Source organism: Bacillus proteolyticus, assembly GCF_001884065.1.
Taxonomy (GTDB): Bacteria; Bacillota; Bacilli; order Bacillales; family Bacillaceae_G; genus Bacillus_A; species Bacillus_A proteolyticus.
This window is the reverse complement of sequence record NZ_MACH01000116.1, coordinates 159,228-172,705: the sequence shown is the minus strand read 5'-3', so window position 1 is coordinate 172,705 and position 13,478 is coordinate 159,228. Positions and strand designations below refer to the sequence as shown.

11 protein-coding genes are annotated in these 13,478 nt (G+C 37.5%); 10 read left to right on the top strand and 1 reads right to left on the bottom strand.

The features are described from left to right. Window positions 1-201: 201 nt before the first annotated feature. Entirely contained in the window at window positions 202-1,911 is a 1,710-nt protein-coding gene (locus tag BAQ49_RS20345; RefSeq protein ID WP_071746814.1) for an Rqc2 family fibronectin-binding protein, read from the bottom strand. Between the two features lie 105 nt (window positions 1,912-2,016). On the opposite strand from BAQ49_RS20345, the gene BAQ49_RS20340 reads away from it, so the two are divergent. The 10 genes from BAQ49_RS20340 to rsmB all read left to right on the top strand — a co-directional run bounded on the left by BAQ49_RS20340 (window position 2,017) and on the right by rsmB (window position 13,477). Further along, window positions 2,017-4,740: a calcium-translocating P-type ATPase, SERCA-type gene (locus tag BAQ49_RS20340; RefSeq protein WP_071746813.1), complete on the top strand. Its 2,724-nt coding sequence runs from the start codon at window positions 2,017-2,019 to the stop codon at window positions 4,738-4,740. A gap of 99 nt (window positions 4,741-4,839) precedes the next feature. After that, window positions 4,840-5,715, top strand: coding sequence for a YicC/YloC family endoribonuclease (locus BAQ49_RS20335; protein ID WP_071746812.1), 876 nt, complete (start codon window positions 4,840-4,842; stop codon window positions 5,713-5,715). 67 nt (window positions 5,716-5,782) lie between these two features. Next, entirely contained in the window at window positions 5,783-6,046 is a 264-nt protein-coding gene (remA, locus tag BAQ49_RS20330) for an extracellular matrix/biofilm regulator RemA (RefSeq protein ID WP_001251456.1), read from the top strand. Between the two features lie 13 nt (window positions 6,047-6,059). Then, a complete protein-coding gene (gene gmk / locus BAQ49_RS20325) occupies window positions 6,060-6,677 on the top strand; it encodes a guanylate kinase (protein WP_001257739.1) in 618 nt (205 codons plus the stop codon). 2 nt (window positions 6,678-6,679) lie between these two features. Further along, window positions 6,680-6,892, top strand: a complete 213-nt coding sequence (rpoZ, locus tag BAQ49_RS20320; protein ID WP_071746811.1) for a DNA-directed RNA polymerase subunit omega — start codon at window positions 6,680-6,682, stop codon at window positions 6,890-6,892. Window positions 6,893-7,088: 196 nt separating this feature from the next. Further along, a complete protein-coding gene (gene coaBC, locus BAQ49_RS20315; RefSeq protein ID WP_071746810.1) occupies window positions 7,089-8,294 on the top strand; it encodes a bifunctional phosphopantothenoylcysteine decarboxylase/phosphopantothenate--cysteine ligase CoaBC in 1,206 nt (401 codons plus the stop codon). Next, a complete protein-coding gene (gene priA / locus BAQ49_RS20310) occupies window positions 8,291-10,696 on the top strand; it encodes a primosomal protein N' (RefSeq protein WP_071746809.1) in 2,406 nt (801 codons plus the stop codon). Before coaBC ends, priA begins: the two co-directional genes overlap by 4 nt. Window positions 10,697-10,707: 11 nt before the next feature. Further along, window positions 10,708-11,178: a peptide deformylase gene (def, locus tag BAQ49_RS20305; RefSeq protein ID WP_000279466.1), complete on the top strand. Its 471-nt coding sequence runs from the start codon at window positions 10,708-10,710 to the stop codon at window positions 11,176-11,178. Window positions 11,179-11,201: 23 nt separating this feature from the next. Continuing rightward, window positions 11,202-12,146: a methionyl-tRNA formyltransferase gene (fmt, locus tag BAQ49_RS20300; RefSeq protein WP_071746808.1), complete on the top strand. Its 945-nt coding sequence runs from the start codon at window positions 11,202-11,204 to the stop codon at window positions 12,144-12,146. Continuing rightward, window positions 12,143-13,477: a 16S rRNA (cytosine(967)-C(5))-methyltransferase RsmB gene (gene rsmB, locus BAQ49_RS20295; protein ID WP_071746807.1), complete on the top strand. Its 1,335-nt coding sequence runs from the start codon at window positions 12,143-12,145 to the stop codon at window positions 13,475-13,477. Before fmt ends, rsmB begins: the two co-directional genes overlap by 4 nt. Window position 13,478 lies beyond the last annotated feature (1 nt).

Sequence of the window (13,478 nt, the reverse complement as noted above, 5' to 3'; positions counted from 1 at the left end):
TGGGGGGATGAAAAAATATTGATTGGAGGTGCACTTTATATACATACTGTCAAAAAATTTATACAGATGTGAAATGACACTGTCAATTTTTTTGACAATATTGAAGGGAAGAAAGATGTTATGAATTAGTGAATGGATATATGAACGGAATTGAAACCATATAAAAAATGCGTCGCTTGCAAGCGACGCATTTTTTTATATTTATGCTTTTAATTTCATTACAGTATCAGCATCCGGTGTTACATATACAGTTTGCTGATTGTCATATGTAACAAAGCCAAGTTTTGCACCACTCGGTTTTTTCACATGACGTATTTTCGTGAAATCAACGGGTACAGAGCTAGACTCTTTTGCTTTACTGTAATAAGCGGCGATTTTTGCAGCCTCTAGTACAGTTTCTTCAGCCGGTTCCAAAGAACGAATGACAACGTGAGAGCCAGGTATGTCTTTCGTATGTAACCAAATTTCATCACGACGGGCAAATTTCGTTGTTAAATAATCATTTTGTTTATTATTTTTGCCGACGAAAATTTCTGTGCCATCACTAGCTAAATATTTGTCCAATACCGGTTTAGTTGGTTTCTTCTTAGCATTTTTTGCTTTGCGATTGCGCATATAACCTTCTTCGGCTAATTCCTCGCGAATTTCTTCGATGTCTTTTGAAGAAGCAGCTTCCATTTGTTGAAGTAAGCTATCAAAATAAAGAATTTCTTCATTTGTTTTTTCGATTTGTTCTTCTACAACAACAACTGAATTTTTTGCTTTTTGATATTTTTGGAAATAGCGTTGTGCATTGTCGGATGGTGTTTTTAAAGGATCTAATGTGATTTTTACAGTCCCACCATTTTCGTCGTAATAGTTAACGACTTCAATATCTTTGTCACCTTTTTTCAAAGCATACATATTGGCTGTAAGTAGCTCTCCGAAAAGTTGGTATTTATCTGCTTTCCCGGCATCCTGTAATGTTTTTTCTAGTTTAATGAGTTTTTTCTCGTTTTTATTTTTTTCGTTTTGCATAAAGCGCTCTAAATCATGCGCCTGTTGTTTTACACGATCACGCTCTGCTTTACCGAAGAAGAAGCGATCTAACAATTCGCTTACTGATGAGAATGTTTTTTCTTTTCCTTGCAAGTGCGTAAGAGGGAAAAGATAAAAGAATTCTTTCCCGTTTGCAGTACTCATTGTTGGTGAATATGTATGAGTTAGTAATGGCTTCTGTATGGAGAAAAATGCTTCAGATAATGCTTTTTCATTTACCATACTTGCTTTTTTCACTACTTCTTTTGCGAATAACGGTGATATTCCCGTAAAGGTGCCGACAAGCTGTTTATCCATGTTTCCAGATAGAAAGTCTAGCGGTCTAATAAATTCATCATCTGTTTCAATCTGAAGCGGGTTAATTTTATGTTGTGCTGGTGGTGCAATATATTCAGCTCCAGCGTATACAGTTCGATGTCGGTTTACTGCTAAAGAAACGTGTTTTAAGCTATCTAAAATATTGTTTGTTTTTGTGTCTACTAAAATGATGTTACTATGTCGTCCCATGATTTCAATTACTAATGTCTTTAGCGATTCATCACCAATTTCATTTCTGCTGCGGACTGTAATTTGAATAATGCGCTCTAAATCAATTTGTTCAATCTTTTCAATGAAACCACCTTCTAAATGCTTGCGGAGAAGCATACAAAACATTGGTGGAAGTGCAGGTGAATCGTAATTTTGGTTTGTTAAGTGTAAACGTGCATATGTCGGATGAGCGGAAAGAATCAGTTTTTGATTCTTTCCGTTTGCGCGAATATGTAATAAAATCTCGTATTTTGAAGGTTGATATATTTTGGAAATTCTTCCCGTGTAAAGAGAATTTGCAATTTCATGTGTAATCGCTCTTGTAAATAATCCATCGAATGCCATAAATGAACACTCCTTTCTAACTAAAAGTTAATTATAGCATTTTTTTGGACGAGGCTGAATAAGCTTTCATTAGAGTATGTCTGGAATCAGGAGGTCGATGGCAAGATGAATTGGTATGAAATGCGAGCACATGAAGTGGAGGAAAGAACGAATACGAATGTGGAGGTAGGTCTTACAGAGCAAGAAGCAGAGGGGCGATTAAGGAAATTTGGTACAAATGAATTGCAAGAAGCAAAGCGGCCTTCTGCACTTATGGTGTTTTTAGCGCAATTTAAAGATTTTATGGTACTTGTTTTATTTGGTGCAACAATTATTTCAGCTTTTTTAGGAGAATATATCGATTCAATTGCAATTGTTGCAATCGTTATTATCAATGGTATCCTCGGTTTCTTTCAAGAAAGGAAAGCTGAAAAATCGTTGGAAGCTTTAAAAGAGTTGGCAGCTCCTCAAGTTACGGTACTAAGAAATGGAAAGTGGATAAAAGCACCGTCTAAAGCGCTTGTCTTAGGTGATATTATCAAGTTTTCTAGTGGTGATCGTATTGGCGCGGATGTTCGTCTTGTGGAATCTTCGAGTTTATATATCGAAGAGTCTGCTCTTACAGGGGAATCAGTACCGGTACAAAAGAAGGTAGAAGCATTACAAGGCCAAGATGTTTCAATTGGTGATCAAAAAAACATGGCATTTATGGGGACGATGATAACGAGAGGTGCTGGAACAGGGGTAGTCATAGCGACAGGAATGAATACAGCTATGGGCCAAATTGCAAATATGTTGCAAAATGCTGAGCAAATGGAAACACCATTACAAAGAAGGTTAGAACAGCTAGGGAAAATTTTAATTATTGTCGCTCTTATTTTGACAGCTCTTGTAGTATTAGCTGGTGTATATCAGGGGAATGAAGTGTATCACATGTTTTTGGCTGGGGTTTCGCTCGCAGTTGCGGCTATTCCGGAAGGATTACCAGCTATCGTTACAGTTGCGCTATCACTTGGTGTACAGCGTATGATTAAAAAGAGAGCAATTGTGCGAAAGTTGCCAGCTGTAGAAACGTTAGGGTGTGCTTCTGTTATTTGCTCAGATAAAACAGGAACAATGACACAAAACAAAATGATGGTAACACATATGTGGTCAGGCGGAGAATTGTGGAAAGTAACAGGTCAAGGCTATGAGCCAACGGGTTCGTTTATGAAAGGTGAAGAAGTAATTGACCCTACTAAGACGAAATCACTGTATCAACTACTCACATTTGGCTGTTTATGTAATAATGCGAATGTTATTCAAAAGAAAAAGACGTATGTGTTAGATGGAGATCCAACAGAGGGAGCTCTCGTAGCTGCTGCAATGAAGGCGGGAATATCACGTGAAGCTCTTAAAGGAAAGTTTGAAGTGATTCGTGAATTTCCTTTTGATTCAACTAGAAAAATGATGAGCGTTATCGTTCGTGATCGTGAAGGGAAAAAATTTGTTATTACAAAAGGAGCGCCAGATGTTCTATTGCAAATGAGCCAAACGATTTTATGGGGGAATAAACAGCAGCCTTTAAGTGAAATGTATCGAAAAGAAGTGCAGGCAGCGATTCATAGTTTAGGAAGTCAAGCTTTACGAACGATTGCGGTGGCATTTAAACCGTTAAAAGCTACAGATTCAATTGAGCATGAAAGAGAAGTAGAGCAGGATTTTATGCTTGTTGGAATACAAGGAATGATAGATCCGCCAAGACCAGAAGTGGCGCAGGCGGTGAAGGAGTGTAAGGAAGCTGGTATTAGAACGGTAATGATTACAGGAGATCATAAGGTGACAGCAATGGCAATTGCGGAACAGTTAGGGGTTTTACCAGCGGGTGGGCGCGTTGTTGAAGGTGTAGAACTTGCGAATATGGATGTAGAGGCATTAGAAGATATTGTAGAAGATACGTATGTATTCGCTCGAGTGTCTCCTGAGCATAAATTGAAAATCGTTAAGGCGCTGCAAAATAAGGGGCATATAGTAGCTATGACAGGTGATGGAGTGAACGATGCTCCAGCTATTAAAACAGCTGATATAGGGATTGCGATGGGAATTACAGGGACAGATGTTGCAAAAGAAGCTTCTTCACTTGTTTTGTTAGATGATAACTTTGCTACGATTAAATCGGCGATTAAAGAAGGTAGAAACATATATGAAAATATTCGGAAGTTTGTTCGATATTTACTAGCATCTAACGTTGGTGAAATTTTAGTTATGTTATTTGCGATGTTACTTGCACTGCCATTGCCGATGGTTCCAATTCAAATTTTATGGGTGAACTTAGTTACTGACGGTTTACCAGCGATGGCATTAGGTTTGGATAAGGCTGAAGGAGATGTCATGAAGAGAACACCACGCCATCCGAAAGAAGGGGTGTTCGCTAGAGGGCTTGCCTGGAAAATTATAAGTCGTGGTTTTCTAATCGGAGCAGTGACATTAGTAGCGTTTATTATTGCATTTAACCAGCATCCAAATGAATTAAAGTATGCACAAACGGTAGCCTTCGCAACATTAGTACTTGCTCAGCTTATTCATGTATTTGATTGTCGTAGTGAACATTCTATATTTCATCGTAACCCGTTTGGAAATATATATTTGGTAGGGGCGGTTATTATTTCTTTACTGTTAATGCTTGTAGTTATATATTATCCACCATTACAGCCGATTTTTAGCACAATGCCGATACAAGCACGAGATTGGTTGTTAATTGGAGGATTATCATCTATTCCGACTTTTTTATTAGTAGGATCTTTATTAACAAGAAAAAAGGATCAAAAGAAAAAGCCACTGTTATATAAGAAGGGATTAAACTTGAAATAGTCAATGATATGAAAATATGATATAATTTACAGAAGGTAGTAGAGCCTTGTCTCTATTACCTTTTTCATTGAGTTATTTCATGGCTTGGATGTGATAAAGATGATTTGTAGTATGACAGGATTTGGAAGGTCGAAAGTAGAAAATGATACTTTTCAAATAACAGTAGAAATGAAGTCGGTGAACCATCGCTTTTTAGAAATGAGTATTCGACTTCCGAAGCAAATGATGGTGTTTGAAGACAAAATTCGTAAAATAATTGCAGGACAAGTTCGCCGTGGACGTATTGAAGTGTCTATTAGTATAACAGGTGAAGGGCTTGTTGAAAGAAAATTAAGTGTGAATTGGGAGCTTCTCAAGCAGTACCAATCCATTATGGAAGATATAAAAGGGAAATTTCAATTACAAGATTCTATTACACTCGGGCAACTAATGGGAATGCCAGAAGTAACGGCAATTGAAGAAATAGAAAATGTAAATGAACAATTTGAAAACAGTTTATATGAGGCTGTTCGCCAAGCTGCTCATATGTTAAAAACGATGAGAGATGGCGAAGGAGAACGATTACATAAAGATATAGCGTATCGTTTGCAAGAGATTCACAATTGTGTAAATGCAATTATTCCACATGCACCAATTGTTACACAAAAGTATCGTGAACGATTAGAAAATCGCTTAAAAGAATTACATAATCAAGATTTAGATGAACAAAGATTGCTAACAGAAGTCGCAATGTTTGCAGAGCGTTGTGATATTCACGAGGAGTTAGTTCGTTTACAAAGTCATTTAGATCAATTTCGTGAAACACTGCAGATTGAAGAGCCTGTTGGAAGGAAAATGGACTTCATCGTGCAAGAGATGCATAGAGAAATTAATACGATTGGTTCTAAGGCAAATGACTTAACAATTTCAAAATATGTTGTAGAAATGAAAAATAACCTTGAAAAAATTCGTGAACAAGTACAAAATATTGAGTAGCTTTCAAAAAATATATAAAGTTATACGTGGTGGAGAAATCGGATAGACTTACTAGGAGGCGCAAACTATGGCCATGCGGTTTTTAAATATTGGATACGGAAATATTGTATCTGCTCATCGAATTATTGCTATTGTAAGTCCGGAGTCAGCTCCTATTAAACGAACAGTACAGGAAGCACGTGAACATAATGCTTTGCTTGATGCTACGTATGGGAGAAAAACAAGGGCGGTTATTGTAATGGATGATGGGCATGTAGTATTAAGTCCAATTCAGCCAGAGACGATTGCACATCGTTTGAATAATAAAGAAGATTTAAGTGAGGAAGGGTAGGTTTTACATATTTATGAGAAGTAGAAGAGGATTGCTCATCGTTCTTTCAGGACCTTCTGGGGTTGGGAAAGGAACGGTTCGAAAAGAGCTGTTTAGCCATGAGGATACACGTTTTCAGTACTCTATTTCAGTAACGACGCGTAAACCGCGTGAAGGTGAAGTAGATGGTGTGGATTATTTCTTTAAAGAGAGAGAAGAATTTGAAGAAATGATTCGTAATGAAAAGTTACTTGAATGGGCTGAGTTTGTTGGTAATTATTACGGAACACCAATTGATTATGTTGAAAAAACATTACAAGAAGGAAAAGACGTGTTCCTAGAAATTGAAGTACAAGGAGCAATTCAAGTTAAGAAAGCCTTCCCTGAAGGTGTATTTATTTTCTTAGCACCTCCAAGTTTATCTGAACTAAAGAACCGAATTGTCGGTCGTGGTACAGAAACTGAAGATGTTATTGAAAATCGTTTAACTGTAGCGAAAGAAGAAATCGAAATGATGGACGCTTATGACTATGTTGTAGAAAACGATCAAGTTGAATTAGCTTGCGACAGAATTAAAGCAATTGTGGTTGGCGAACATTGCCGCCGCGAAAGAGTAGCAAAATATTATAAAGAAATGACGGAGGGTCTATAATTATGTTAAATCCATCAATTGATTCATTATTAACAAAAATCGATTCTAAATATACGCTTGTAACAGTAGCTGCAAAGCGTGCGCGCGAAATGCAACTTGCGAACAATTGTGTTATTGAAAAGCCTGTTTCTCATAAATGTGTAGGTAAATCATTAGAAGAAATCGATGCAGAAGTATTAAAATATGTACCAAGCGAAGACAAAATCATCGATTAAGACATTCTTTTCGACAAATTAAAACATAGACTTTATAATTTTCTATGTAACGGTAACAACCTATTTACAAGTAGGTTGTTATTTTTTTACGATAGGGAAGAAATAATCGTAAAAAGGTGGAACAACATATTGGTACTGACGAGCTGAAAATTCTATTTCAGTAGAATAAGTTTGAAAAAGAAAGAGGACGAGTCATATGCTAAAAGGGAAAAAGATACTTCTATGTGTAACAGGAGGCATTGCAGTTTTTAAGGCAGCTGCGTTAACGAGTAAATTGACACAGGCGGGTGCTACTGTAAAAGTAATGATGAGTGAATCGGCAATGAAGTTTGTTACACCTCTTACATTTCAAGCGCTTTCTCGCCACGATGTATATACGGATACGTTTGATGAAAAAGACTCAGCGGTTATCGCTCACATTGATTTAGCGGATTGGGCAGATGTTGTACTTGTGGCACCTGCTACAGCGAATTGCATTGGGAAGTTAGCGAATGGTATTGCGGATGATATGATAACGACTACGTTGTTGGCTACTACAGCTCCAGTTTGGATTGCGCCTGCTATGAATGTGCATATGTATGAAAATAAAATTGTTCAAAAAAATATGATGACGTTAAAAGCGTTAGGATATACATTTATTGAGCCTGGCGAAGGTTTTTTAGCATGTGGTTATGTAGCTAAGGGAAGACTGGAAGAACCTGAGGTAATTATTGGAAGGTTAGAAGAGGTTTTCTCAGAACAAAAACCATTGCAAGGAAAGCGAATATTAATAACGGCTGGCCCGACACGTGAAAAGATTGACCCAGTCCGTTTTATGACGAATTTTTCTTCTGGAAAGATGGGGTATGCGATTGCAGAAGTTGCAGCAAGCTTAGGTGCTGATGTCATACTTGTGTCAGGACCGACAGCATTAAATCCGCCATTACATGTAACAACAATACAAGTAGAATCTGCACAAGATATGTTAGAGGCGGTTCTTCAAAATTATCAGAATGTAGATGTTGTTATCAAGACAGCGGCAGTTGCAGATTATCGCCCAAAATATGTTCACGATAATAAAATGAAAAAGCAAAATGGCGATGCTGTTATTGAATTGGAAAGAACAGTAGATATTTTAAGAACATTAGGTGAGAAAAAAGAGCGACAGTTACTTATCGGATTTGCAGCTGAAACGACGAATATAGAGGAATATGCGACGAGAAAATTACGTGAGAAAAATGCAAATATGATTGTTGCGAACGATGTGAAGGCGCAAGGAGCTGGCTTTGGTACAGATACGAATATTGTAACAATGTATAGAAAAGATGGAGAGATTATTGAGTTACCACTTTTAACGAAGAAAGAAGTGGCTCGTGAAATATTAAAGCAAATCGAAATGATGTTAGAAGATGATTGTGTATGAAGTTTGCAAGTGTAATTGTTGATGTACCAGCACGTCAAACAGATCGTCCGTTTGATTATATCATCCCTAAAAAATGGGAAGATATCGTGCAAACAGGAATGCGTGTAGTAGTTCCATTCGGTCCAAGAAAATTGCAAGGTTTTATTATTGGCATAAAAGACTCGGCTGAGGTAGAAAGTAAAAAATTAAAGGCACTCCATGAAATATTAGATGTTACTCCGGTTTTAAATGAGGAATTATTAGGGCTTGGATATTGGCTTACAAGTGAAACGTTATGTTATATGATTTCAGCTTTTCAAGTGATGCTTCCGACAGCGATAAAAGCGACGTATAAAAAACGGTTACAACTTCGTAAACAAGAAGAAGTAACGCCAGAAATCCTTAGTTTATTCCATGGGAAGGAAACGATAGATTGGGAAGCTGTCGAGATGCAACCGCATCTATATCGCACTATTCAACAAGAAATTAAAAATGGAACGATTGAAGTTGTTTATCAGGTAAAGGATAAAGTGCAAAAAAAGAAACAAAGAGTAGTACAGCCGGAGTTACCAGAAGATAAATTAGAATTAGCGGCATTTGAACTGAAAAGTAAAAAACAACAAGATGTACTCTATTATTTTGTGGAAAATTATAAAAGTGTACCGTTGAAAGTGATAACAGAAGAGTTGCAAATAACAGATGCTCCAATAAAAGCACTTGTTAAAAAGGGGCTAATCTCAGAAAAGTATGTGGAAGTATATCGGAATCCATATGACGATGATGATTTTGAACAAACGAAACCATTTCCGCTTACTGAGGAACAAAAGCAAGTTATTACACCGATCTTATCATCAATTGCAAATGAAACTTATAATCCATTTTTACTATATGGTGTTACAGGAAGTGGGAAGACAGAAGTATATTTACAATCTATAGCAGCGGTGTTGAAAAAGGGAAAAGAAGCTATTGTACTTGTTCCGGAAATCGCGTTAACGCCTCAGATGGTAGATCGTTTCAAAGGTAGGTTCGGTTCGCAAGTTGCGGTTCTTCATAGTGCGCTTTCAGTTGGTGAAAAATATGATGAATGGCGAAAGATTTTAAGGAAAGAAGTAAAAGTTGTAGTTGGTGCACGTTCAGCTATTTTTGCTCCTTTTGAAAATTTAGGAATTATCATTATAGATGAAGAGCATGAATCGAGTTATAAGCAAGAAGATAATCCGAGATATCATGCAAGAGATGTAGCGGTGTGGAGAGGGCAATATCATAAGTGCCCGATCGTTCTTGGAAGTGCAACCCCAACACTTGAATCATTTGCTAGAGCAAAAAAGGGTGTCTATGAGCTGCTGACGATGGAGAAACGTATGAATGAACAAGCTTTGCCGACCGTAGAAATTGTAGATATGCGTGAAGAACTTCGTGATGGAAATCGTTCAATGTTTTCAAAGGCACTACATGAGAAAATAGCAGATCGATTAGAAAAGAAAGAACAGATGGTTCTCTTTTTAAATAGAAGGGGGCATTCTACGTTTGTGATGTGCCGTGATTGTGGATATGTCGTACAATGTCCGCATTGTGATATTTCGTTGACATACCACAAAATGAATCATCGTTTAAAATGTCATTATTGTAGCCATGAGGAAAATATGCCAACAGAATGTCCGGCTTGTAATAGTACATATATTCGTTTCTTTGGTACTGGTACACAAAAGGTAGAAGAAGAAATCACAAAACTATTTCCACAGGCGCGAGTCATTCGAATGGACGTAGATACAACAAGCCGTAAAGGAATGCATGAAAAATTATTAAAGGCATTTGGAGAAGAGAAAGCAGATATATTACTGGGAACACAAATGATTGCAAAAGGACTTGATTTTCCGAAAGTGACGCTTGTAGGTGTATTAACGGCAGATACGATGCTTCACCTACCTGATTTTCGAGCGAGTGAAAAGACCTATCAGCTATTGACGCAAGTGAGTGGACGTGCTGGAAGGCATGAATTGCCAGGGGAAGTTGTAATTCAAACGTATACACCGGAACATTACAGTGTAGAATTAGCAAAGAATCAGCAATATGATGTGTTTTTTGAACATGAAATGCAAATGAGACGAACCAGACAATATCCGCCGTATTATTACGTCGTGCTTGTAACCGTATCTCATCCAGAATTATTAAAGGCAGTCCAAGTGACGGAAAAAATTGTCGGTCATTTACGAACGCATTGCTCGCAGCAAACAATGGTGTTAGGCCCAGTTGCTTCAGCGATTCCAAGGATAAAAGATAGATATCGTTACCAATGCATGATAAAATACAAACGGGAACCAAACTTAAAGAACGTGCTCAAAATGGTAAATGAACATTATCAAGCAGAAATGCAAAAAGAGCTACAAATCTCAATTGATTTTAATCCAACAATGTTAATGTAGCGGAGGGAAATATGGCAGTTTTAGAAATTGTAAAGCATCCAAATGAAGTATTAGAAACACCATGTGAAAGAGTAATTAACTTTGATAAAAAGTTAGTGAAATTGTTAAAAGATATGCATGAAACAATGTTAATTGCAGACGGCGTTGGTTTAGCTGCGCCACAAGTAGGTGTGAGCTTACAAGTTGCTGTTGTTGATATCGATGATGATACGGGTAAAATAGAATTAATAAATCCGGTTATTTTAGAAAAACGTGGTGAACAAGTAGGTCCCGAAGGCTGCTTAAGCTTTCCGGGACTTTATGGTGAAGTGGAGCGTGCAGATTACATTAAAGTGCGTGCGCAAAATCGTCGTGGGAAAATATTCTTATTAGAAGCAAAAGACTTCTTAGCACGTGCGATTCAGCATGAAATCGATCATTTACATGGTGTTTTATTTACATCTAAAGTGACGAGATATTATGAAGAAAACGAATTAGAATAGGTGTTAAAAGGAGCGGTTTTTGAATGATAAAAGTAGTATTTATGGGAACACCGGACTTTTCTGTACCGGTGCTTCGTCGTCTTATCGAGGATGGATATGACGTAGTGGGTGTTGTAACACAACCTGATCGTCCAGTAGGTAGAAAAAAGGTTTTAACGCCTACTCCAGTTAAAGTTGAAGCGGAGAAACATGGTATTCCGGTGCTACAGCCACTGAAAATTCGTGAAAAAGACGAATATGAAAAAGTATTAGCACTAGAGGCGGACTTAATTGTAACAGCTGCGTTCGGTCAGATTGTACCAAACGAAATTTTAGAAGCACCAAAGTACGGATGTATTAATGTCCATGCATCATTACTTCCAGAGCTTCGCGGTGGTGCGCCGATCCATTATGCGATCATGGAAGGAAAAGAGAAAACAGGCATTACAATTATGTATATGGTAGAAAAATTAGATGCTGGTGATATCTTAACACAAGTAGAAGTGGAAATTGACGAGCGTGAAACGACGGGCTCGTTATTCGATAAGTTAAGTGAAGCCGGTGCACATCTTCTATCTAAAACAGTACCTTTATTAATTCAAGGTAAGCTAGAACCAATTAGACAAAATGAAGATGAAGTAACGTTCGCATATAATATAAAACGTGAGCAAGAGAAAATTGATTGGACAAAAACAGGTGAAGAAGTATACAATCACATTCGCGGATTGAATCCATGGCCAGTTGCTTATACAACTTTAGCAGGACAAGTTGTAAAAGTATGGTGGGGAGAGAAAGTTTCTATGGCAGAGAAAGCTGAACCAGGTACAATAGTAGCTCATGAAGAAGATGGATTTGTTGTTGCAACAGGTAATGAGACAGGTGTTAAAATTACTGAATTACAACCGTCTGGTAAAAAGCGCATGAGTTGTTCACAGTTTTTACGTGGAACAAAGCCTGAAATTGGTACGAAGTTAGGAGAAAATGCATGAGACAAAATGTTCGTGAGTTAGCTCTTGATGGTTTAATTCAAGTAGAAAAAAGTGGCGCATATAGCAACTTACTTTTAAATAACCTGATTGAAAAAAGTGCAATTGATAGAAAAGATATAGGCTTATTAACTGAAATTGTATATGGAACAATTCAACGTCGTGACACATTAGACTACTATTTACAACCATTTTTAAGAAAGAAGGTTGAGGCTTGGGTAAGAGTGTTGCTTCGCCTATCTTTATATCAAATGCTATATTTAGACCGAGTTCCAGAAAGAGCGGCTATTCATGAAGCTGTTGAGATTGCGAAACGTCGTGGGCATAAAGGGATTTCAGGCATGGTGAACGGAGTATTACGTTCAATTCAGCGAGAAGGTGTACCATCGTTAGAAGAAATCAAGGATCCGGTAGAACGTCTTGCGATTACAACGAGTCATCCAGCTTGGCTTGTACAAGACTGGGTATCTGAATACGGTTTAGAGACAGCAGGGAAAATGTGTGAAGTAAATATGTTACCACCTGTACCGACAGCGCGTGTGAATGTTGATAAAGTTACGGTGGAAGAAGCGATTGGGCTATTAGCAAACGAGGGTATAGAAGCGAAACGTGGCGATTTGTCAGATGATGCAATTCAAATTGAAAGAGGGAATGTAGCGCATACAGAAGCGTTTAAAAAAGGATTTCTCTCTATTCAAGATGAAAGCTCTATGCTGGTGGCACGTGCTTTAGAACCAAATGAGGGCGATGCAGTCCTTGATAGTTGTGCTGCCCCAGGCGGGAAAACAACGCATATTGCAGAGCGATTAAAGGGAACTGGTAAGGTAATGTCCCTTGATTTACATGCACATAAAGTGCGTTTAATTAGACAACAAGCAGATCGACTTGGTCTAGAAAATGTAGAAACAAAGGCATTAGATGCTAGAAAAGTTCAAGAGCATTTTGAAAATGAAACCTTTGATAAAATATTAGTAGATGCGCCATGTTCAGGATTCGGTGTTATAAGACGTAAACCTGATATTAAGTTAGGGAAAGATAAGGGCGATAGTGAACGATTATCAACGATTCAATTTGCGATATTAGAAAAAATAGCACCATTATTAAAACAAGGTGGTCGCCTTGTTTATAGTACGTGTACAATTGAAAAAATAGAAAATGAACAAGTAATAGAACGGTTTTTACAAGAGCATCCTGAATTTGAGTGGGATACTACGATAAAAGAACGTATGCCAGAAAAATTAAGTAAGTACATTGATGAAGGTCAAGTACAAATTTTACCGCATTATTTTGCAACAGATGGCTTTTATATTGCTTGTTTAAGAAAGAAGGTGTAGC

Excerpts from the sequence above, each read along its gene's own strand:
- BAQ49_RS20345 (WP_071746814.1), bottom strand. The coding sequence starts at position 1,911 with ATGGCATTCGATGGATTATTTACAAGAGCGATTACACATGAAATTGCA.
- BAQ49_RS20340 (WP_071746813.1), top strand. The coding sequence starts at position 2,017 with ATGAATTGGTATGAAATGCGAGCACATGAAGTGGAGGAAAGAACGAAT.
- BAQ49_RS20335 (WP_071746812.1), top strand. The coding sequence starts at position 4,840 with ATGATTTGTAGTATGACAGGATTTGGAAGGTCGAAAGTAGAAAATGAT.
- remA (WP_001251456.1), top strand. The coding sequence starts at position 5,783 with ATGGCCATGCGGTTTTTAAATATTGGATACGGAAATATTGTATCTGCT.
- gmk (WP_001257739.1), top strand. The coding sequence starts at position 6,060 with ATGAGAAGTAGAAGAGGATTGCTCATCGTTCTTTCAGGACCTTCTGGG.
- rpoZ (WP_071746811.1), top strand. The coding sequence starts at position 6,680 with ATGTTAAATCCATCAATTGATTCATTATTAACAAAAATCGATTCTAAA.
- coaBC (WP_071746810.1), top strand. The coding sequence starts at position 7,089 with ATGCTAAAAGGGAAAAAGATACTTCTATGTGTAACAGGAGGCATTGCA.
- priA (WP_071746809.1), top strand. The coding sequence starts at position 8,291 with ATGAAGTTTGCAAGTGTAATTGTTGATGTACCAGCACGTCAAACAGAT.
- def (WP_000279466.1), top strand. The coding sequence starts at position 10,708 with ATGGCAGTTTTAGAAATTGTAAAGCATCCAAATGAAGTATTAGAAACA.
- fmt (WP_071746808.1), top strand. The coding sequence starts at position 11,202 with ATGATAAAAGTAGTATTTATGGGAACACCGGACTTTTCTGTACCGGTG.
- rsmB (WP_071746807.1), top strand. The coding sequence starts at position 12,143 with ATGAGACAAAATGTTCGTGAGTTAGCTCTTGATGGTTTAATTCAAGTA.